Here is a 20,828-nt window from a genome sequence, read left to right as displayed (position 1 = left end):
GCGAATTAAAAAATATCGAAAAAGACGTAAATTACATGTCTTTTTCGATATTTCATTCGTTATTACTTGTCTAAATATTGAATTAACGCTTTCACAATTCTTTCTGAAGCATGCCCATCTCCATATGGATTCGAAGCATGCGCCATCTCATTATAAGCGTCTTGATTGCTCAATAGCTCATCAGTCAATTGATAAATCGTTTCTTCATCTGTACCTGCAAGCTTTAAAGTACCTGCTTCAATTCCTTCCGGGCGCTCTGTCGTATCGCGTAACACGATAACCGGTTTTGCTAAGCTCGGCGCTTCTTCTTGAATGCCGCCTGAATCTGTTAAAATAATATGCGCACGTGCCGCGAAGTTATGGAAATCAAGCACTTCTAATGGTTCGATTAAATGTACGCGTTCGTTATTTCCGAGCAACTCATCTGCCACTTCACGTACAGCAGGGTTCATATGAAGCGGATAGACGATTTGAATATCCTCGTATTTCTCAAGCAAACGATTGATAGCACGGAACATATTACGCATCGGATCTCCGAGGTTTTCACGACGGTGAGCCGTCAATAAAATCATTTTATCATCACCAATTTTTTCTAAAATCGGATGCGTATATTCTTCACGTACCGTCGTTTGCAACGCATCGATTGCTGTATTTCCTGTAACGAAAATACGGCTTGCGTCCTTTCCTTCATTGATCAAGTTTTGCGCTGATTTCTCAGTTGGTGAGAAATGAAGGTCGGCGAGAACTCCTGTCATTTGACGGTTCATCTCTTCTGGATATGGTGAATATTTATCCCACGTACGAAGACCCGCTTCCACATGGCCAATTGCAATTTGATTGTAAAAAGCAGCAAGGCTTCCGATAAATGTTGTCGCTGTATCTCCATGAACGAGAACGATATCTGGTTGCGCTTCTTTCATAATACCGTCCAACCCCTCTAGCCCACGCGTTGCTACGTCAATTAATGTTTGACGGCTTTTCATAATGTTTAAGTCAAAGTCTGGTTCAATTTTAAATGTTTGCAGCACTTGGTCTAACATTTCACGGTGTTGCGCTGTAACGGTAACAATCGATTCAATTCGGTCTGAGTTTCTCTCTAACTCTAGCACGAGCGGTGCCATCTTAATCGCTTCAGGACGCGTTCCAAAAATCGTCATCACTTTCCATTTTTTAACCAATGATTTCACCCTTATACATTATTTAGTACCGAATAAACGGTCTCCTGCATCTCCTAAACCTGGTACGATATAACCTTCTTCATTTAACTTTTCATCCATCGCCGCAATATATACATCGACATCAGGATGAGCCTCTGTCAATACTTCTACCCCTTCAGGAGCTGCGACGAGGCACATGAATGTAATATTTTTCGCCCCGCGCTTTTTAATAGAGTTAATCGCCTCTACTGCAGATCCACCTGTTGCTAACATTGGGTCTACCACAATTAAACGACGCTCTGCTACATCATTCGGGAGCTTCACATAATATTCTACCGGCTTCAATGTTTCCGGGTCACGGTATAAACCGACATGTCCAACACGTGCAGCGGGAATCAATTCTAAAATCCCTTCTACCATACCTAGACCTGCGCGTAAAATCGGAATAATGCCTAGTTTTTTCCCTGCAATCACGTTTGATTTTGCAGGTCCAATCGGTGTTTCAATTTCAATTTCTTGTAATTGTAAATCTCGTGTAATCTCATACGCCATCAATGTCGCTACTTCATCGACGAGTTCACGAAACTCTTTCGTTCCTGTGTTGACGTCTCGAATATACGTTAATTTGTGTTGAATGAGCGGGTGGTCAAATACGTGCACATTACTCATAAATCATCGCTCCTTTAATTTTAAAAATGTTTATCTTAGCCATTATAACAGAACGCACTCTGAACTCATATGAAAATTACGTGGCAAGTTATGCTCAGAATAGAAAAAACGCTCACACTTTTCAGTTAGTTTACTAAAAGTGATGAGCGCTTATATTTATTTAATCTACTTTTCTTTTTGACCAAACTGAAGCGATAATCGGTCCTGAAATATTGTGCCATACCGCTCCGAACGTACTTGGCAATGCAGCGAGTGGTCCGAGGTGAGCTGTAGCGAGTGCAACACCGAGCCCAGAATTTTGCATACCAACCTCAATCGATAATGCACGTTGATCACTTAATGAGAGCCCGAATATCTTCCCGACATAATAGCCTAAAACTAAACCGACACCATTGTGTAAAAAGACGGCGAAGAAAATGAGCAATCCTGCCGTTGCAATCGTCTCTTTATTCCCTGAAACGACCGCCCCTACGATGACGATAATAGCGACCACTGAAATGAGTGGTACGACTGGCAAGCTTTTATGCACAGTTTTCGGGGCTAATTTTCGCACGGTAATCCCTAAAATAATCGGGACGATGATGACTTGAATGATCATTAAAAACATCGACTTCGCATCGACCGGCATCCATTGTCCTGCCAACCATAATAGCAAAAGTGGTGTCATAATCGGCGCTAACAATGTCGAAACAGAGGTCATCGTAATCGATAGTGGCACGTTTCCTTTCGCTAAGTAAACCATGACGTTCGATGCCGTACCACCCGGAACAGAACCTAGTAAGACAAGACCTGCCGCAAGTTCAGGGGGTAATCTTAATAAATAAGCGATTCCTAATGCTGCGAGCGGCATGACTAAAAACTGCGCTGCAACACCTAATAACACAGCGAGTGGACGAGTTAAAACGAGTTTGAAATCCATCGCACTCAATGTGAGCCCCATACCGAACATGACAATTCCTAATAAAATCGAAATGTACGCCCCTAATGGTAAAAATAAAGAAGGGACTAAATAAGCGACCAATGCCATTACAATGACGAGCACCGCAAAATATTTTCCCGCAAACTGACTAATTCTCCCCAATGTGTTCATTCCCTCAGTCCACCTTTACAATTTTCCCTGGATTTAAAATATTGTTTGGATCGAGCGCTTTTTTAATTAATTTCATCGCATGATACGCTTCACCATGCTCCGCTTCTTGATATTTTTGCTTGCCGATTCCAACGCCGTGCTCCCCTGTACATGTACCATTTTTCGATAAAGCATAATGAACGATGCTCTCATTAAATTGATTTGACAATTCCACTTCTTTTGCATCGTTCATATCGACCATGACGAGCGCATGGAAGTTTCCATCTCCTACGTGTCCGAGAATTCCTCCAACGAGACCGACCGCCTCTAATTGTTCACGTGCGTGATGAATCGCGCCTGACAATTCAGAAATCGGCACACAGACGTCTGTCACCATCATTTTCTTTCCAGGATTTGAATGAATGTACGAGTACGCCAGATTATGGCGCGCTTCCCATAAATGGTTACGTGCTGCTGTTTCCGTTTCGAATTGAATGCTTTGACACCCTGCGTCAGTCATCAATTCTGTCGTAAATTCAACGTCTTGTTTCAATCCTGCTTCATTGCCATGGAATTCTAAAAATAATGTTGGCTTCTCTTCGAAATCCATTTCGTCATGACGATTCACTTGACGAATTGATTCTTCATCTACTAACTCCACACGAGCGATTGGAATCCCGACTTGAAGAACTGTCGTCACAGCTTGAACTGCTTCTTCTATCGTATTAAATGTCGCACGAGCCGCCATTACATGTTCTGGAATTCCATAAACACGCAATGTTAACTTCGTAAAACAACCGAGCGTTCCTTCTGAACCTGCAAATAATCCGTTTAAATGATAACCTGATGCAGATTTCGCTGCGAGACTTCCCGTATTCATTACCGTTCCGTCTGCCAAAACGACTTCTAAATCACGTACTTGATCACGCATAACGCCGTAACGAACAGTCGTCGTACCGCTTGCGTTCGTCGCTACCATTCCACCTAATGTCGCGTCCGCTCCTGGGTCAACCGAGAAAAATAATCCGTGCTTCGCCAATGCTTCATTCAATTCTAAACGTGAAACGCCTGGTTCAACAACGACGAGTAAATCTTCTGGACGAATGGATAAAATGCGATTCATCAATGCAAAATCAATCGTGATTCCACCACTATACGGAATGACATGCGCTTCTAAGCTTGACCCTCTCCCATATGGGGTGACTGGAATACAATGTTCATTTGCATAACGAAGGATGGCACTTACTTCTTCTGTACTTTTCGGGAAGACGACCACTTCTGGTTCTGCTACCTCATGATAAGATTCATCCTGCCCGTGTTGATGCAAGACCGTTTCATTCGTACTTACTTGTTCGCTCGATAAGAGCTCTGTTAAATCCTTTACTAATGTCGACATAGAAAATGTCCTCCCTATTTAGATATTTCAGAAAACTATAATAATACAGTATATTGTACATAGTATTTACTTATCGTGCAATGTGAGAATGGACATACAAAAAGCTCCGTTTATTCATGATTGAATAAGCGGAGCTTTTTTTCAATTAAGCGTAAAGTGGGAAACGGTCTGTTAAAGCTTTCACACGCGCACGCGCTTCGTCTTTTACCTTTTCATCATTTACATTTTTAAGAACCATCGCGATAATTTCACCGATTTCTTTCATATCGTCTTCTTTCATGCCACGGCTCGTTACTGCTGGAGTACCGATACGTACACCTGATGTGACGAATGGGCTTTCTGTATCGTATGGAATTGTGTTTTTATTCGTTGTAATGCCTACTTCATCAAGCGCAGCTTCTCCATCTTTACCTGTTACGCCGAGTGAACGTAAGTTGAGGAGAAGTAAATGATTATCCGTACCGCCTGATACGAGATCGATTCCTTCTGCTGTTAATGTTTCGCCTAAAACTTTTGCGTTTTTACGAATTTGTTGAATGTACGTTTTGAATTCTGGTTGCAATGCTTCACCGAAAGCAACTGCTTTTGCTGCGATGACGTGCATTAATGGACCACCTTGAATTCCAGGGAAAATAGACTTGTCAATTTTACGCGCGTTTTCTTCACGGCATAAAATGAGACCGCCACGTGGACCACGTAATGTTTTATGCGTCGTTGAAGTGACGAAATCTGCATACGGAACTGGATTCATATGTTCACCAGCAGCGACTAAACCTGCGATGTGCGCCATGTCTACCATGAAGAGCGCACCTACTTCGTCCGCAATCTCACGGAATTTTACGAAGTCAATTTCCCGCGGGTATGCTGAAGCACCCGCTACGATTAATTTTGGCTTGTGCTCTAATGCTTTTGCACGAACGTCTTCATAATCGATCATTTCAGTTTCTTTATCAACACCGTATTCTACGAAGTTGTACAATTCTCCTGAGAAGTTCACTGGGCTACCGTGTGTTAAGTGACCACCGTGTGATAAATTCATACCGAGCACTGTATCACCTGGCTCGAGAACTGCAAAGTATACAGCCATATTCGCTTGTGCACCTGAGTGTGGTTGAACGTTCGCATGTTCCGCTCCGAAAATTTCTTTCAAACGGTCGCGTGCAATATCTTCTGCTACGTCTACATGCTCACAGCCACCGTAGTAACGTTTTCCAGGGTAACCTTCAGCATATTTATTCGTTAAATATGAACCTTGTGCTTCCATTACCGCTTCTGATACGAAGTTTTCTGATGCGATTAATTCAATGTTTGATTGTTGACGATTTTTCTCCGCCATAATCGCTTCATAAATCGCTGCATCCGTGCGCTTTACATTACTTAAATCCATTCCGTCATTCTCCTTTTTGTTTACATTCTTTTTTTAAAAATGATGAACTTTCGGTTTCTGAGTTGATTGTACCATAATTAAATGAAAAATGTATCTCTTTTTTGTGAATTCACGAACGATACTTCGCTCGAACGCCTCCGATTAATTTAGGTCGTGTCGTTGCCGCTGTCGTCATCGCTTCTCCTACTTGGCGAATCGATGTGCGAATCGGTACCGCAACCGCTTTTAAATGCATGCCGATTAATGTTTGTCCAATATCAATTCCTGCGTGCGCGACAAGTTGTTCTACGACGACTGCATCTTCTAATTGTTCGTAAGCGTAAGCAGACATCGAGCCACCTGCTTTCCTCGTCGGATAAACAGAAAGTGACTCAAGTCCGAAATGTTCCGCCGCGCGACGTTCGACCGTCAAAGCTCGGTTAATATGTTCGCATCCTTGAAAAGCGAGAAAAATTTCATGCTTTTTGGCGAATTGTTGAAGTGGACGGAATAGAGATTCGCCTACTTCTATTACTCCCGCTGTTCCAATTTGTTCTCCGATTACTTCCGATGTTGAACAGCCGACGACGAAAAACGTATTTTTTTGTAACGGTGCTTGCTCAGCGAATTCCGCTAACAATTGTTCCAGTTGTGAAGAATATAATTGTAATGCGTCCACACAATCCCTCCTTACTGTTGTTCAATTGCTGTGATCTTTTCGATGCGACGTTCGTGACGTCCTCCTTCAAACTCTGTCGTCAGCCATGTTTTCACAATATCACGTGCTAACGCGCCACCGATTACACGGCCGCCCATTGCGATAATATTTGAATCGTTATGTTCACGTGTCGCATGCGCTGTATATACGTCATGGACGAGCGCACAACGAATGCCTTCTACCTTGTTCGCTGCGATCGACATTCCGATTCCTGTACCACACACTAAAATACCGCGATCATAAGTACCATTCGCAACGCCTTCCGCTACTGGCTTCGCATAATCTGGGTAATCGACTGAATCATCCGTTTCTGGGCCTAAATCGACATAATCTAATTTCATCTCTTTTAATAATTCGATAAGTTCCTTGCGTAATGCGTTACCACCGTGATCTGATGCGATTGCTACTTTCATGTAAACTGCCTTCTTTCTATAATAGTATTAAATTAATTTTACCATATCTATAACAGCCTTAACAGTTATCTCTCATCCATTTTAAATTGATGAATGAGTGCATCTAATTCCTTCGATTCAGCTTCTAAACGTTCTGCTACATCGCGAATCGCATTCGCATTTTCCTGTTGGTAACGTGTTGAATCTGTAACATGTGCTGTATTTGCCGCGGTCTGTTCAGCGATTGCAACGACCGTTTGAATTTCTGCAGTACTCGATTCGATATGTTCCGTTTGTTCATCGACAATCGATGTGATGGACATCACTCGTTCTGCCATCTCACGCACGTTGTAAGACATCTGTTGCATCGCTTTCTCTGCCTCTTGCGCTCTCTTCGTCTCAACTGTTGCTAAGTTACTTTGTTCACTCATTCGTTGTACAATTTCATTTACCGTCCCTTGCACTTCATTTACAAGTTGAACAATACTCGTTACAGAACGTTGACTTTCATCAGCTAGTTTTCGCACTTCTTCAGCGACGACCGCAAACCCCGCCCCATGCTCTCCAGCTCGAGCTGCTTCAATGGAAGCATTTAAAGCGAGTAAGTTCGTCTGCTCGGCAATTGTACCAACAAGATCGACGATATCGACAATGCGATGCATTTGTTCATCGAGCCGATGTGTCACTTGTTGTGAGGCCTCACTGCTTTTTCCAATGTACGAAATACTTTGAACTAAATGTTCCACAACTTCTCCTGTTTCATTTAATGAACGCAATACTGATTGCACTTCTGAAGCTGTTTCTCTCGCTTCTTCATTCACTGAATTAGCACTCGTGCGAACTTGTTCCAATTGTTCACTCGCTTCTTGAATGGCATGAGCTGTTGCTTCTGCTCCTTTTGCAATTTCTTCTACCATGCGTTCCACTTCATCCGCTTGGCGTAACGATTCATTCGTACCTTCTGTCAAATAACGTGATGTACTAATTGTCGCTTCAGATACTTTCGTAATGCGTTCAATCATCGAGCGTAAATTGATAACGACGCGTTCAAAAGCTCGCGCCACTTGGACAATTTCATCTTCTCCTTTCGGCACCGGAATCCTCGTACCAATTTCATGATTCGCTACACGTTCTGCAGCTTCTGATAAATCAATTAAAGGCTTTGTTAATACTCGACTAAATAATGCCGCTAAAATTGCTGACCAAATCACCCCTAATGAAAAGGTGATACTTTGGAAAACACCGAATGAAACATTAGGAAAATAGTGTGGTCGTAGCCAACTCATACAAATTGCACTCGATGTGTACGTGACAATTGCCAATACTGTTACAAATACAACAAGCTTCATACGTAAACCTTTCATCTTCATTGTCCTCCTATCTTTTGATGTAATCGTTCGATATAAGAAGTCAGTTGCTGAAATGTTGTCTCATATGTATCGTATGTGCCTCCATAAGGATCTTGAATATCTTGTTCTTCACCCCCGACAAAAGCTGCTAATGTTTCAATACGTTCTCTTGCCTCTGGATACAATTGACGTAATTGATTTCGATGGCTTTGCGTCATCGTCAATATGTGATCCGCCCATTGAATAAGCTCTGGACGCACCATTTGAGAATGTTTTGTATACGGATAGTGATGCGCTGTTACAAGTTTATACGCATGTTCTGACATCGGCATTCCATCTTGTGTGAAAATCCCTGCGGACTGTACATTTACTCCTGGCAAATTTTTTGCACGTAAAATCGCTTCTGCCATCGGGCTACGACAAGTATTTCCTGTACAAACGAATAAAATATTCAAATCGCTCACTCCTTTACTACTTGTAAGTATACGTCACTCTCCTCGAAAAGAAAAAGAACAGATTGTTAAAGTTTTTTGAATGTTTTTACATTAAATGCTATTGTATGTACTAAAAAGGATGTGTCTGACATGCCTACTTATAAAAAATTAGTACGTGATCGTATTCCTGAAATTATCGAAGCGACAGGAAAATCGTTCACTATTGAAACGTTAACGAATGAACAATATATTATCGAATTGAAACGAAAACTCCATGAAGAACTGAAGGAATTTGAAGAAGCTGAAACGAATCTAGATGCGTTAGAAGAACTCGCTGATTTGCTAGAGCTTTTACACGCAGCATCTCGAGTTCTCGGCTTCACTCCTGACCATCTCGAAAAAATAAGACAAGAAAAAGAAATAGAGCGCGGGGCTTTTCATCAAAAATTATTTTTAATCGAGGTAGAGGATGACTAAACTTTCCCTCATTACGACACAACTTCAATCACATTTAATTAAAGCGATGAAGGAAGCGGACACCATTTATTTCGTCGTCTCCTTCATTCAAAAAAGCGGCGCACAAATGATTACCTCTCATTTGAAACGAGCGAGTGAACGAGGCGCTGAAATTAAAATTCTCGTTGGAGATTATTTATACATTACGAATCCCGAAGCGCTACGTCAATTACTCAACGAACTTCCAGAAGCTGAGATTCGTCTATTTGAAAGCAAAGGACGGTCTTTCCATCCGAAAGCGTATTTATTTCGGTACGAAACGGCATGCCAAACATTTATCGGTTCTTCCAATTTATCAAAAAGCGCTTTAACGACGGGCATTGAATGGAATGTACATACCGAATTGCGTGTTGATGCACCCTTTTTTGAACATGTAGTCGACCAATTTTTACACTTGTTTTTTCATGAACAGACGGTGCCTTTAAACACCCTGACATTAGAACAATACAAAAGAAAATACGTAGTGGCGAATGCGATATATAATTTAAGCTCAGCAGTGGAAGCTGATGATTTTTCTACTGATATGCCTACAATTATTTCCGAGGAAATGATAACGGATTATCATTTGTCACCGAGACCCGCCCAACAATTAGCACTCGATGCGCTACAAGCGATGCGTGAAGAACAATATGATAAAGCGCTCGTCATTATGGCGACCGGTTTAGGCAAGACATATTTAGCCGCTTTTTTCGCTCGTTCGTTTAAGCGTGTTTTATTTATCGCACATCGTGAACAATTGCTTCACCAAGCGAAACAATCTTTTACAAATGTCTTTCCAAATGATGAAATGAGCATTTTTGATGGCAATCATAAAGAAAAAAATGGACGGTTCGTGTTTGCTTCTATTTTCACTTTATCCGCTCATTATCATTTACAACAATTCGACAAAGATGCTTTCGATTTAATCGTGATCGACGAATTCCATCACGCGACTGCAACGAGCTATGAACGCGTTTTACAATACTTTCAACCAGATTTTTTGCTCGGCATTACCGCAACACCCGATAGACTTGATAATCAAGATGTATATGCCTTATGTGACGGGAATGTTGCCATTTCAATTCACTTTATCGATGCGATTCGACAAGGTTGGCTTTCTCCTTTTCACTATATCGGAGTGCGTGACCCCATTGATTACACGACGATTGAATGGCGCGCGAACCGTTATGACGAAAGCCAATTACTTGCTGCTCAATTGCAGGAAGATTACGCAATGACCGCTTTACATGAATGGGAACACCATAAGCAAAAAAGAACAATCGCTTTCTGTTCTTCCGTCGCCCAAGCGCTCACTATGAGTCAATATTTTAACGAGTCAGGCTACCGGACTGTCGCATTGCATGGCGATTCTACTATTGCGGAACGTAGACAAATGATTGAACGACTCCATCTAGGAAAACTAGATGCCATCTTTACCGTAAATTTATTTAACGAAGGGGTCGATATTCCGCTCGTAGATACATTGCTATTTTTACGACCGACGGAATCTCTCGCCGTATTTACTCAACAAATCGGACGTGGGTTACGCCTCGCCGAAGGTAAAAGTCACTGTGTCATCATTGATTTAATCGGAAATTATCGTAAAGCCGATTTAAAGCTCGCCGTATTTTCTCAAGACGAAACGATTCCGACTTCGTTCGTTGCGAGTGATTTCCATTTACCATCAGACTGTCATATCGAATTCGATACGGAAGTGATTGACTTACTTCAAATGTTGCGGACGAAACGTTCTCCGCGGAAACAACGTGCGCTCGATGCGTTACAACAACTCCGACTCGAACTTGGAGAAACACCAACATATTTACAATTTCATTTAAAAGCAGATGTCGACTCTAAAATTGTGCGAGAACAGTTTAAAACGTATCCGCAATTTTTAGGCTATGCGCAATTGTTAAATGAAATAGAACGACAAACGTTAACAAAATTTGAACAATGGTTTCATACGCTAACGACGACGAAGATGACAAAAAGTTACAAGCTCATCGTTGTACTCGCCATGTTACAAAGAGGAGAAAATAATTGGTACAAGCGGATTACATTGCAAGAAATCGCACCATTTTTCCATCGTTATTTAATGGCAAAAAATTATCGATGGCAAACAGATCTATCCGACAAGCAAGGAAAAGCCCTTCAACATTACAACGAGCAAAAAATAGTCCAACTATTAAAGCAAATGCCAATTCGTGCCTGGACCAACTCTTATCAAAATGCAAAATTAGAAGGGGCATTTTTCTCGTTTTCTCTTCAACCGACTGAAGAAGAAATGAGCATTTTATTTGATTGGACCTACCAAATATGCGAATATCGTCTGCACACATATTTTGAAAGAAAAAGTAAAATATCGTTTTAAACTCCAAAAGATTTAGTTGAATAAACCATTCAGCTAAATCTTTTTTGTATAATGAAAAACCTTTTACTTTCCAATTTCGTTCCATTACAATAGAGTATTGTTACAAGTTTATTGCAAAATGATTTCAATTACATTTCAAACAAACTTTACTTTTTCAATAGACGTCAAATATACGATAGTACCATCGCGTACTATTTTTAGAAGAAGGTGAACCTTTTGTGATGACGAAAGAAGAGAAGTTCGCATTTGTGGAACAATTCGTCATGGATTATCGACACGTGCATTATCGCATCGCGTATAGCTATGTTAAAAACGAACAAAATGCACTCGATATCGTACAAGAAGCTACTTTAAAAGCATTGCGCTCTATTCAAAAATTAGATGAAATCCAATATTTAAAAACTTGGTTTTATCGTATTTTAGTCAATACAGCGCTCGATTTTTTACGAAAACATCAACGGGTTACTGTGATGGAAGAGGATACACTCCACTTTCTTCTTCCTGCTCAAGAAAACGAAGTGACAAATTTCGATTTATTGGCAGCAATTGATCGTCTATCGCCCATCCATCGAACTGTCATTGTCTTACGCTTTCTCGAAGACTTGAAATTAGAAGAAATCGCCGCTATTACAGATACCAATGTGAATACTGTAAAAACTCGCCTCTATGCCGCTTTAAAAAAGCTTCGACTCGATATAGGAGAGGAGTATTTATAAATTATGAATCGGATGAATGATTATCGTCAATCGTATGATGACATCCCTATTCCGCCCGAACTCGACCGACGTTTACGTGAAACGATTGCGCAAGCCGGACGGGAACAACGACGCAATAAGCGAATGAAAAGTTGGCTCTTTTCAATAGTCGCTTTGTTCGTCATTTGGATTAGCTCTTTAAATGTAAGTCCTCAATTTGCTCAAGCAATGGCAAATGTACCTGGATTTCAATCACTCGTTTCTGCTTTAACGATTCATGAAATCGTCGTAGAACAAGAGATGTATGAAGCACATATTGAAACACCAACTATTGCTAACGTAACAAATCCTGAACTCGAACAAGTACTGAACGCTAAATACATTGCGGAAAGTGAAGCACTCTACGAGTCATTCGAACAGAAGTTAGTTGAAATGGACGATGCTGGTGGTGGACATTTAGCTATTGATTCTAAAGTAGAAGTTATTACCGATACCGATATTTTATTTGTTTTATCTCGAAGCTATTCTGAAATTCAAGGTTCCTCGTCATATGAAATAGAATACGATAATGTGGATAAGCAATTGGGCGTCGTTTTAACATTGCCTAGTTTATTCATCAATGACGAGTACATTGATCGAATAAATGAATATATCGTGCACTATTTAGAAGATGAACAAGCCGTTTCCATCAACCCAGAGAAAAAACCTTTGCCACTCATTGATGCAGACCAACCATTTTTTATTTCAAATAAAAAAACATTGCATATTTCATTCGATAAGTACGAAATTACTGCAGGAGCTTATGGGCCGATTACGATTGAAATCCCCACTTCCCTCATCGATGATTTACTAGTAAGCCATCGTTATATTGAATAACGGAAAAAGCGTGAGCGCAAGAAACTTTTCTAGAACGTTTCTTTAATGCTCACGCTTTTTAGGCGATGCGAATCGTATTTTGTTGGTTCATAATAGCGTGCAATACACTGAGTGCCGCTAAATAACTCGTCTTCGGATTCTCAGGCATCGGATTATTTTCAATCATTGTCGTCATTACACCGAATGAACCTTTTACTTCGATTGTATGCGTATTTTTTTCCGCGTGTGGATCTGCCAATACTCTTACTTTCGTACGCTTCGGTCCAATTCCAGCAAGAGATAATGCAATAGCGACATTCATATTGCGTGGAAATTGCGCGATCGCTGCTTCAGCTGATCCTTCAAAAATAACTTCGACTTCCGCAAGCGGCTGTTTACGATTCGGTAAAGCACTCGGTGGTTTACGCGTCGTTAATTGCACTTCTTCTAACTCATCTAATGCTTGTGCCGATTGAATCGCATCTAGTCCTCCGATTGCACCCGATGGAATAAATAACGCGGTGCCATGTCGCCTAGCCAATGTTTCAAACTTATCGCGCACTTCTTTTTTTCCTAAAACGCCAATACTGCTTAAAATTAAAGGTTTTCCAGCACGAATGACCGCTTCTCCATATTTCTCAATCGTTTCAATTGTGCTCGTTTCTACTACATAATCAAAACTTTGTTGGACGAACTGTTCAATGTCATGAACGACTTTGATACCGCCTTGAGCTAATATGTCAATCTGATCTGTTCGACTCGTTAAAACATGTGTAATCGTTATATCTTCTCGCTCTTGAAGGGCTTCTACGAGAAAAGAGCCGATATTCCCGTATCCGATTAAACCTATTTTCATATTGACCACCCTCTCTTCTCTATCGTAACGCATTCACTCGATTTTCACGAATGAAAAAGTGCCACCGACAAAATTGTCGAATGGCACTCGATGAAAACTACTTATTTAATTGTTCCAACCATATCTTTCGCTACTACATACTTATCGAACTCTTCTTCTGTAAGGAGTCCTGTCGCAAGTGCAGCTTCTTTTAAAGTTGAACCATTTTTATGTGCTGTTTTTGCGATTTTTGCTGCGTTTTCATAACCGATGTATGGGTTTAACGCTGTAACGAGCATGAGTGAGTTTTCTACTTTGCTTTCGATTTCTTCGAGGTTTGGCTCGATTCCGACCGCACAGTTGTCGTTAAAGCTCATCATTCCATCTGCTAACAGTTTTACAGACTGTAGGAAATTGTAAATGATCACTGGCTTGTAAACGTTCAACTCAAAGTTACCTTGGCTCGCTGCGAATCCGATCGCTGCGTCATTCCCCATCACTTGAGCAACGACCATCGTCAATGCTTCTGATTGTGTCGGGTTCACTTTACCTGGCATAATTGATGAACCTGGCTCGTTTTCTGGAATTGTAATTTCGCCAATTCCTGAACGCGGACCGCTCGCTAACCAACGAACGTCGTTTGCGATTTTCATTAAGTCACCTGCAAGTGCTTTTAATGCGCCATGAACGTATACTACTTCATCATAGCTCGTTAATGAGTGGAATTTGTTTGGAGCTGAAGCGAACTCAACGCCTGTTGATTTCGAAATTTCTTCCGCTACTTTTTCGCCGAATCCTTCTGGTGCGTTTAAACCAGTTCCGACTGCTGTTCCACCGATTGCGAGGTCTTTTAACATTTCAACCGATTGTGTAATCATTTCTTCTGAACGCTCAACCATACGGCGCCATCCACTAATCTCTTGTCCGAGTGTAAGTGGTGTCGCATCTTGTAAATGTGTACGACCAATTTTTACGATCTCTTTAAAGTCTTCTTCTTTTTGTAACAATGTTTTCTTGAATACTTCAAGCGCTGGGATTAAATCTTCTTGAACAGCAAGCACTGCTGAAACGTGAAGTGCTGTTGGGAATGTATCGTTCGAGCTTTGTGATTTGTTCACATCGTCGTTCGGGTGGAGACGCTCTTCTTCGCCCCACTCTTCTAACAATTGGTTACCGCGATTTGCGAGTACTTCGTTCATGTTCATGTTCGACTGCGTACCGCTACCTGTTTGCCAAACGACAAGTGGGAAATGCTCGTCCCATTTACCTGCAATGACTTCTTCCGCTGCCGTTACAATCGCTTTCGTTTTCGCATCTGATAAATTGCCAAATGCGTTGCTCGCGAGTGCTGCTGATTTTTTCAAATGAGCAAATGCACGGATTACTCCTAACGGAATGCGCTCTCCACCAATTTTGAAGTTTTGTTTACTTCGTTGTGTTTGAGCACCCCATAATTTGTCTGCAGGTACCTTCACTTCTCCAAATGTGTCATGTTCAATACGATATTCCATTTTTTCGTCACCTCTTTATTATAATAAAAAAGACTTATACTACCATCATAAGCTCCATTCCTCTTTTTTGAAATGAAAAGACTTATGCAAATAGTAGATGGCTAGACATTTGCATTATAACATTTATATGATGTCGAGTCGCTCTTTATCTTTTAGAGGACAAGTTTTCGAATACCTGCCATATAAAATGTGATCAATGCAAAAACAGTACAAGCGAGCATAATAATCGCCATTGGAATAGCGCTCATCTCTCCCATAATTCCGACGAGTGGAGAAACAATCGCTCCACCGATATGGGGCAATAATCCGAGAAAAGCGGAAGCGCTCCCGACATCTCGCTCTTGTAAATTCATCGCGATTGAGAATCCCGTCGTCGACACGGAACCGACGCAAGAAATAATGAGAAATAAAGAAAGAGCAAGCAATGCGAGCGAACCTTCCGTCCATACAGTGTAACTGAGTAAAAGTGCGCCTATGAATGCAACATATAAAGACAATTGCAATATTTTAGACTCTGCCATACGAGAAGATAAATACCCCGCTACTTGCGCTGCCAATATAATTCCGACACCATTCAACGCGAAAAATAATGAAAATTGCAATTCCGTTACACCATATATTTTTTGTAAGACAAAAGGCGATCCAGCAATGTAAGCAAACATCGCAGTCATAATGAATCCTTGCGTTAATGAAATACTTAAAAATGTACGATCGCGCATCAACTTGCCAAATGTTTTCACTACACCAAAGATACCACCTGTTGAACGTTTCTCATGATGCAATGTTTCTGGAAGGCCAAAAAAGACACCGACGAGCATGAGTAAACCGATCAATCCTAATACGTGGAAAATCCCTTGCCACGGGATAAACTGCAAAATAAACCCACCGAAAATAGGAGCTAATATCGGAGCAGCTCCATTGACGAGCGATAATAATGCGACAAACTTCGTCAACTCTTTCCCACTATACATATCACGTGCAGAAGCTCGGGCGATGACAATCCCGGCAGCCCCCGTAAACCCTTGAATGAAACGTAAAATAATAAAGACATAAATATTCGGACTAAAAGCGCTTAAAAAAGAAGCGAGTGCGTATCCGATTAACGTAAATAGTAACGGCTTGCGACGGCCATGAACATCACTATACGGACCGAACACAATTTGTCCGAGTCCTAAACCGAGCAAACAAGCAGTTAAACTCATTTGAACGAGTGAGGTAGATGTTCCAAGAGCCGACCTGATTTCAGGAAGAGCTGGTAAATACATATCCATCGATAATGGGCCGAATGCGGTGAGTGACCCTAAAATTAAGATGAGCCATACACGCATCATAGTATTTTTCTCTTCGGGCTTATAAATTTTCTCCATGCCAATCCTCCCTTAATTGAAAATCGTTCTCAAATATAAAATCGATTATACCACGAACTGTTCAATTCACGTATTATGTGCTCACAATATAAAAAACGCCACAGTTTTTCCACTGTGACGTCCGCCTTTTACATATTTGTACGCATCGCTTCAATAATGTCAATCTTCGTCGCTTTTTTTGCTGGACGGAATCCAGAAATAATCGCAACTGCTATACTAATCGTTGATGCGATCAAAATGAGTGGTAAAGTAATCGTTGAAAATGTAATGCCGGCATCTACAACTCCTTCATCTTTCATTGCAAATTCTAAAATAAGTGGAAGCAATTGATTTGCTAAGAAACTCACTCCGTACGAAATGACGATTGCAATCGCTGTACCGAGCACTCCAATCCAAGCACTTTCCATAATGAATAAACGTTGAATTAATTTCGGACTCATTCCGAGTGCTTTCATCACACCAATTTCACGCGTTCGCTCCGTCACGGCCATCGTCATCGTATTAAAAATACCGATCGACGCAATTAAGACTGCGATTGTACCCACAAAGACGAGCCCCATTTTAAACGCTGTAAAAAATAAATCAAATTGTTCAATCTCATCTAATACCGAATACGTATTGTAACCGAGCGCTTCAATTTCTGCTTTTAAATCTTTCACCACTTCTGCACTTTTCGCGTGGATCGCATAGTCATTGTAAAACAGTGAATCTATCATTTCTTCAGCTGGCTCGAATTGTTTATATACGTCCATAATTTGAGGTTGATACGTTCGACTAACGAAAATTGTTGAATCAGAATTCCATTCACGCGCTGGCGCTTCTTTAATCCCGACAATTGTAAACGTATCTTCAAACTGTTCTCCGTCTTCCTCTTCTCCATCTTTCGGAATGACATATTGAATTGCTTTTCCTAATACATCCTTCTTTTCGCCATCTATAAACGACTCTCCGAAATGATACCCGACGACGACTTCACGGTCAGTTTCAGGGAATCGTCCTTCTTTCAATTTAAAATCGAGTTGGCGCTCAATATCGTAATCTATTAACTCTAATTCTCCGTTACTTTCAATCTCGTTAAAATAAACAGAATCTGGAATCGTCACTCGTGACCGTTGTGCAAAAATATGAACACCTGGTAATTGACTTATTGTTCGTATGTCTTTTTCTTCCATCTGGTCTGCCCAAACTTTTACTTCTGTAATATTTGCATTTGATAAAATTTCTCGCTCTGCTGTTTCATGTAAGCCAAAACCAATTGATGCTAAAACGATCAAAAAAGCTGTTCCCATCGTCGTCGCTAAAATCGTCATAAATACACGGAGTCGGTTTTTCTTCATATGGCGACGTATGTACAATACTTGTTCTTTAAATGTCACAGTCTCTCTCCTCCAATCAATTGGCCATCATGCATCGTATACGTGCGATCCGCTGCTTGTGCGACCGCTTCATCGTGAGTAATGATGATGAATGTAATGCCTTCTTTTTGATTTAATGATTGAATGAGCATTAAAATATCTTTCTCCGTTTCGGAATCTAAACTTCCTGTCGGTTCATCCGCCAAAATAATGGCAGGGCGATTAATTAAAGCACGTGCAATTCCGACACGTTGTTGTTGTCCGCCCGATAACTCATTCGGATAATGAGGACCGACAGATGTTAAACCGACCCTTTCCATAATTTCATCCACTCTCACTTTGCGCTCTTGTTCCTCTATACCCATCAAAACTAGTGGGAACTCGACATTTTCATAAGCGGTTAAACCAGGGAGCAATTGAAAGTTTTGAAAAATAAATCCGAGTGATTGGAGACGAAATTGCGCCCTCTGTTCTTCATTCATCGCAGTCAATTCTGTTTTATTCAATAAAATTCTTCCTTCTATAGGTTGCATAAAACCCGCTAACAAATGGAGCAATGTCGATTTTCCAGAACCACTTCGTCCGACAATGGAAACGACTTCTCCTTCTTCTACTTGAAAATTTACATGTTGAACAACAGGTATTTCTTTATACGTATCTTTTTTACCTATCGTAAAGTGATGGCTTAATTCGCTCACTTGAATCATTTCATTCATTCCTTCCGTTTCATTCATTATTTCTATCTTAAATCGTAACAATGAAGAAATATTCATCCTAATTCTTAATTTTCTTTGAAGATGCGAAAATATTTCCTATGCTGCCAGTCTCAGTGATATTTGAATTATTACGGACAACGAGTGAATGCTACATCGCAAGAACTATCTATCATTTCATGAAATAGCAATGGCAGTTTAACTATTAATTGAAACGGCAAAAGAGCTTGAATTTTTAACAAGCATAGTTAAAGCGCGACAGCATGCGAAAAAATGAGATATTTCAGAAAATTTTCTATGTCTATTTCGTTATACTTGAAAGTTATTTTGTCTATTGTCATCATAACTGTTGCTTTATGTAAATTACTTTGATATGATAAAGAAGAATTATTTTTGTTCGAAGCACGACTTTGTCACGTTATACGTTTGACGACTTCTAGGGTAGAGCAAGGATAGTAACATATGTACGATTTGCAAGGTGCAACGTACGAGGAGGAAACAAAGATGGAACAAGGTAAAGTAAAATGGTTTAACGCAGAAAAAGGATTCGGATTTATTGAGCGCGAAGAAGGAGACGACGTATTCGTTCACTTCACTGCTATCCAAGGCGAAGGTTTCAAAACACTCGAAGAAGGTCAAGACGTTAACTTCGAAATCGAAGAAGGCCAACGTGGACTTCAAGCAACTAACGTTAACAAAGCGTAATTAACTTTACACATTCAACCCTCTCGCATTTGCGAGAGGGTTTTTTCGTGTTAAAATAACGATACGATTGAAAAATGGAAGGGGTCTCATTCTTTGGAATTTATTGATTATGCAATATATGGTCCTACCGTTCTCGCTTTTCTTATTTTTCTATTTTCGTATTTACACGATCGGCGCAAAGTGAGTAATGGTTTTCTTTTTTTAATTTTTCTTTTTTTCTCCCTCGTTTCATTAACATATGCAGCGTTCACTTATAACAATGTTATTTTAATGGTCATCGTCGGAATCGTTTTTTTAATCTTTATATTTTTCGCTATTTTTGGAGGCTTTATTATCGCGGGTGCTTCTATATGGAATGCACGCATTTTAATTCGACGTGAAGGATTAAAAAAATCAAATATTTTAACTTTATTACTTGGGATTGGAACACTCTCTTTATTTTTCATACCACTTTTTGATTGGAATCAATTATTATTTCCCGGTGCCCAGCACTTCGTAAACTTTGGACTTTTCATCTGTTTTTATTTCGCCTTCCACTTTGTCATTTATGTGATGTCGTCTTTCCTCTATCATTGGTATCGTCCGCGCTACAATAAAGACTATGTCATCGTACTCGGAAGTGGATTAATTAACGGACATATCGTTTCTCCACTATTGCAAAGTAGAATTTTTAAAGCGATTGAATTTTACGAGAAACAAACAGCCGCGACTGGACAACCTCCTATTTTAGTCTTTTCAGGAGGTCAAGGACCAGATGAAGCATTGTCAGAAGCAGAAGCAATGCGCGATTTTGCAGTCGATCAAGGAATTCCTATTGAACATACTCGAATGGAAGCTCAGTCGACGACTACGTTTGAAAATATGAAGTTTTCAAAAGCTTTAATCGAAGAAGAAGCAGAAGGTAAAACATATCGCGCATTATTTTCAACAAACAACTACCACGTATTTCGCGCAGGAATTTATGCGAAATTAGCGGATTTAAATGCCCAAGGTATCGGTGGGAAAACGGCTCTTTATTATTGGCCAAATGCGATGTTGCGAGAGTTTATCGCTGTCGTGGTCATGTATAAAAGAAATCACTTCATTTTTATTGCGACGACTGCTTTGCTTTATGTAAGCTTTTTATTACTCAGTTATGTGCTACTACAAATTTAAAACGAGAGGCATGTAGTAATGCATATAAAACAACAGCTAGTCAAACGATCGTTTGACTAGCTGTTGTTACTTGAATAGACTCGATAGGAAGATGACTTTGCTCATCTTTTTGTTGCTCTTTTTTCATTCCGTTAATCGTCAACATCATCGCTAAAGTAACCGCTCCGACGATGATGATGACACCGATGATAAGCCCGATGACAAATGGTTTTCCCTTCATA

Annotated in this window: 21 protein-coding genes; 6 read left to right on the top strand and 15 right to left on the bottom strand. The window is 40.4% G+C overall.

Going from position 1 to position 20,828, the window contains the following annotated elements; all coding sequences use genetic code 11:
- Positions 1-62: 62 nt before the first annotated feature.
- The 9 genes from wecB to IRY55_RS06825 form a co-directional block, all read right to left on the bottom strand.
- Positions 63-1,178 carry a non-hydrolyzing UDP-N-acetylglucosamine 2-epimerase gene (gene wecB, locus IRY55_RS06865; protein ID WP_328799634.1) on the bottom strand — a complete coding sequence of 372 codons (1,116 nt, stop codon included), beginning with the start codon at positions 1,176-1,178 and terminating at the stop codon, positions 63-65.
- A gap of 18 nt (positions 1,179-1,196) precedes the next feature.
- Positions 1,197-1,826 (bottom strand): uracil phosphoribosyltransferase, encoded by a 630-nt coding sequence (gene upp, locus IRY55_RS06860; protein ID WP_194562559.1) that lies wholly within the window; start codon positions 1,824-1,826, stop codon positions 1,197-1,199.
- A 160-nt stretch (positions 1,827-1,986) separates the two neighbouring features.
- Positions 1,987-2,916, bottom strand: coding sequence for a bile acid:sodium symporter family protein (locus IRY55_RS06855; protein ID WP_194562558.1), 930 nt, complete (start codon positions 2,914-2,916; stop codon positions 1,987-1,989).
- Between the two features lie 4 nt (positions 2,917-2,920).
- Positions 2,921-4,291, bottom strand: a complete 1,371-nt coding sequence (locus IRY55_RS06850; protein WP_194562557.1) for an FAD-binding oxidoreductase — start codon at positions 4,289-4,291, stop codon at positions 2,921-2,923.
- 145 nt (positions 4,292-4,436) lie between these two features.
- On the bottom strand, positions 4,437-5,678 hold the full coding sequence (glyA, locus tag IRY55_RS06845) for a serine hydroxymethyltransferase (protein WP_194562556.1): 1,242 nt from the start codon (positions 5,676-5,678) through the stop codon (positions 4,437-4,439).
- A 109-nt stretch (positions 5,679-5,787) separates the two neighbouring features.
- Positions 5,788-6,336: a TIGR01440 family protein gene (locus IRY55_RS06840; RefSeq protein WP_194562555.1), complete on the bottom strand. Its 549-nt coding sequence runs from the start codon at positions 6,334-6,336 to the stop codon at positions 5,788-5,790.
- Positions 6,337-6,347: 11 nt separating this feature from the next.
- Positions 6,348-6,788 (bottom strand): ribose 5-phosphate isomerase B, encoded by a 441-nt coding sequence (gene rpiB / locus IRY55_RS06835; protein WP_194562554.1) that lies wholly within the window; start codon positions 6,786-6,788, stop codon positions 6,348-6,350.
- Between the two features lie 65 nt (positions 6,789-6,853).
- A complete protein-coding gene (locus tag IRY55_RS06830) occupies positions 6,854-8,131 on the bottom strand; it encodes a methyl-accepting chemotaxis protein (protein WP_194562553.1) in 1,278 nt (425 codons plus the stop codon).
- A 2-nt stretch (positions 8,132-8,133) separates the two neighbouring features.
- Positions 8,134-8,571: a low molecular weight protein arginine phosphatase gene (locus IRY55_RS06825; RefSeq protein ID WP_194562552.1), complete on the bottom strand. Its 438-nt coding sequence runs from the start codon at positions 8,569-8,571 to the stop codon at positions 8,134-8,136.
- A gap of 129 nt (positions 8,572-8,700) precedes the next feature.
- Between IRY55_RS06825 and IRY55_RS06820 the strand changes: the two genes are divergently transcribed.
- From IRY55_RS06820 to IRY55_RS06805, 4 genes are all read left to right on the top strand, one after another.
- The gene (locus IRY55_RS06820) at positions 8,701-9,027 is read left to right on the top strand and encodes a nucleoside triphosphate pyrophosphohydrolase (protein WP_194562551.1); all 327 of its coding nucleotides are present in this window, start codon (positions 8,701-8,703) and stop codon (positions 9,025-9,027) included.
- Positions 9,020-11,416 (top strand): DEAD/DEAH box helicase family protein, encoded by a 2,397-nt coding sequence (locus tag IRY55_RS06815; RefSeq protein WP_194562550.1) that lies wholly within the window; start codon positions 9,020-9,022, stop codon positions 11,414-11,416. Before IRY55_RS06820 ends, IRY55_RS06815 begins: the two co-directional genes overlap by 8 nt.
- Before the next feature lie 221 nt (positions 11,417-11,637).
- A complete protein-coding gene (locus tag IRY55_RS06810; RefSeq protein WP_194562667.1) occupies positions 11,638-12,132 on the top strand; it encodes an RNA polymerase sigma factor in 495 nt (164 codons plus the stop codon).
- Positions 12,133-12,135: 3 nt separating this feature from the next.
- The gene (locus IRY55_RS06805) at positions 12,136-12,987 is read left to right on the top strand and encodes an RsiV family protein (RefSeq protein ID WP_194562549.1); all 852 of its coding nucleotides are present in this window, start codon (positions 12,136-12,138) and stop codon (positions 12,985-12,987) included.
- A gap of 58 nt (positions 12,988-13,045) precedes the next feature.
- Here the strand turns inward: IRY55_RS06805 and nadX are convergent, their stop codons facing one another.
- From nadX to IRY55_RS06780, 5 genes are all read right to left on the bottom strand, one after another.
- The gene (nadX, locus tag IRY55_RS06800; RefSeq protein WP_194562548.1) at positions 13,046-13,822 is read right to left on the bottom strand and encodes an aspartate dehydrogenase; all 777 of its coding nucleotides are present in this window, start codon (positions 13,820-13,822) and stop codon (positions 13,046-13,048) included.
- A gap of 101 nt (positions 13,823-13,923) precedes the next feature.
- Positions 13,924-15,312 carry a class II fumarate hydratase gene (gene fumC, locus IRY55_RS06795; RefSeq protein ID WP_194562547.1) on the bottom strand — a complete coding sequence of 463 codons (1,389 nt, stop codon included), beginning with the start codon at positions 15,310-15,312 and terminating at the stop codon, positions 13,924-13,926.
- A gap of 152 nt (positions 15,313-15,464) precedes the next feature.
- On the bottom strand, positions 15,465-16,679 hold the full coding sequence (locus tag IRY55_RS06790) for a multidrug effflux MFS transporter (RefSeq protein ID WP_194562546.1): 1,215 nt from the start codon (positions 16,677-16,679) through the stop codon (positions 15,465-15,467).
- A 128-nt stretch (positions 16,680-16,807) separates the two neighbouring features.
- Positions 16,808-18,055 carry an ABC transporter permease gene (locus IRY55_RS06785; protein ID WP_194562545.1) on the bottom strand — a complete coding sequence of 416 codons (1,248 nt, stop codon included), beginning with the start codon at positions 18,053-18,055 and terminating at the stop codon, positions 16,808-16,810.
- Positions 18,052-18,741 (bottom strand): ABC transporter ATP-binding protein, encoded by a 690-nt coding sequence (locus tag IRY55_RS06780; protein ID WP_194562666.1) that lies wholly within the window; start codon positions 18,739-18,741, stop codon positions 18,052-18,054. The genes IRY55_RS06785 and IRY55_RS06780 overlap by 4 nt, the downstream gene beginning before the upstream one ends.
- Positions 18,742-19,251: 510 nt before the next feature.
- On the opposite strand from IRY55_RS06780, the gene IRY55_RS06775 reads away from it, so the two are divergent.
- Positions 19,252-19,452, top strand: a complete 201-nt coding sequence (locus IRY55_RS06775; protein ID WP_194562544.1) for a cold-shock protein — start codon at positions 19,252-19,254, stop codon at positions 19,450-19,452.
- A 93-nt stretch (positions 19,453-19,545) separates the two neighbouring features.
- Positions 19,546-20,607 carry a YdcF family protein gene (locus IRY55_RS06770; RefSeq protein ID WP_213086675.1) on the top strand — a complete coding sequence of 354 codons (1,062 nt, stop codon included), beginning with the start codon at positions 19,546-19,548 and terminating at the stop codon, positions 20,605-20,607.
- A gap of 40 nt (positions 20,608-20,647) precedes the next feature.
- On the opposite strand, the gene IRY55_RS06765 is transcribed toward IRY55_RS06770, so the two are convergent.
- The gene (locus IRY55_RS06765; protein ID WP_194562543.1) at positions 20,648-20,827 is read right to left on the bottom strand and encodes a hypothetical protein; all 180 of its coding nucleotides are present in this window, start codon (positions 20,825-20,827) and stop codon (positions 20,648-20,650) included.
- Between the last annotated feature and the right edge of the window lies 1 nt (position 20,828).

It is taken from the genome of Savagea serpentis, assembly GCF_015351395.1.
GTDB classification, from domain to species: domain Bacteria; phylum Bacillota; class Bacilli; order Bacillales_A; family Planococcaceae; genus Savagea; species Savagea serpentis.
This window is presented reverse-complemented; position numbering and strand designations above follow the sequence as displayed.

Coding starts and splice junctions, on each gene's coding strand:
- IRY55_RS06820 (WP_194562551.1), top strand. CDS start 8,701: ATGCCTACTTATAAAAAATTAGTACGTGATCGTATTCCTGAAATTATC.
- rpiB (WP_194562554.1), bottom strand. CDS start 6,788: ATGAAAGTAGCAATCGCATCAGATCACGGTGGTAACGCATTACGCAAG.
- IRY55_RS06775 (WP_194562544.1), top strand. CDS start 19,252: ATGGAACAAGGTAAAGTAAAATGGTTTAACGCAGAAAAAGGATTCGGA.
- IRY55_RS06765 (WP_194562543.1), bottom strand. CDS start 20,827: ATGAAGGGAAAACCATTTGTCATCGGGCTTATCATCGGTGTCATCATC.
- fumC (WP_194562547.1), bottom strand. CDS start 15,312: ATGGAATATCGTATTGAACATGACACATTTGGAGAAGTGAAGGTACCT.
- IRY55_RS06855 (WP_194562558.1), bottom strand. CDS start 2,916: ATGAACACATTGGGGAGAATTAGTCAGTTTGCGGGAAAATATTTTGCG.
- IRY55_RS06850 (WP_194562557.1), bottom strand. CDS start 4,291: ATGTCGACATTAGTAAAGGATTTAACAGAGCTCTTATCGAGCGAACAA.
- IRY55_RS06830 (WP_194562553.1), bottom strand. CDS start 8,131: ATGAAAGGTTTACGTATGAAGCTTGTTGTATTTGTAACAGTATTGGCA.
- upp (WP_194562559.1), bottom strand. CDS start 1,826: ATGAGTAATGTGCACGTATTTGACCACCCGCTCATTCAACACAAATTA.
- nadX (WP_194562548.1), bottom strand. CDS start 13,822: ATGAAAATAGGTTTAATCGGATACGGGAATATCGGCTCTTTTCTCGTA.
- IRY55_RS06790 (WP_194562546.1), bottom strand. CDS start 16,679: ATGGAGAAAATTTATAAGCCCGAAGAGAAAAATACTATGATGCGTGTA.
- IRY55_RS06805 (WP_194562549.1), top strand. CDS start 12,136: ATGAATCGGATGAATGATTATCGTCAATCGTATGATGACATCCCTATT.
- glyA (WP_194562556.1), bottom strand. CDS start 5,678: ATGGATTTAAGTAATGTAAAGCGCACGGATGCAGCGATTTATGAAGCG.
- IRY55_RS06810 (WP_194562667.1), top strand. CDS start 11,638: ATGACGAAAGAAGAGAAGTTCGCATTTGTGGAACAATTCGTCATGGAT.
- IRY55_RS06780 (WP_194562666.1), bottom strand. CDS start 18,741: ATGATTCAAGTGAGCGAATTAAGCCATCACTTTACGATAGGTAAAAAA.
- IRY55_RS06815 (WP_194562550.1), top strand. CDS start 9,020: ATGACTAAACTTTCCCTCATTACGACACAACTTCAATCACATTTAATT.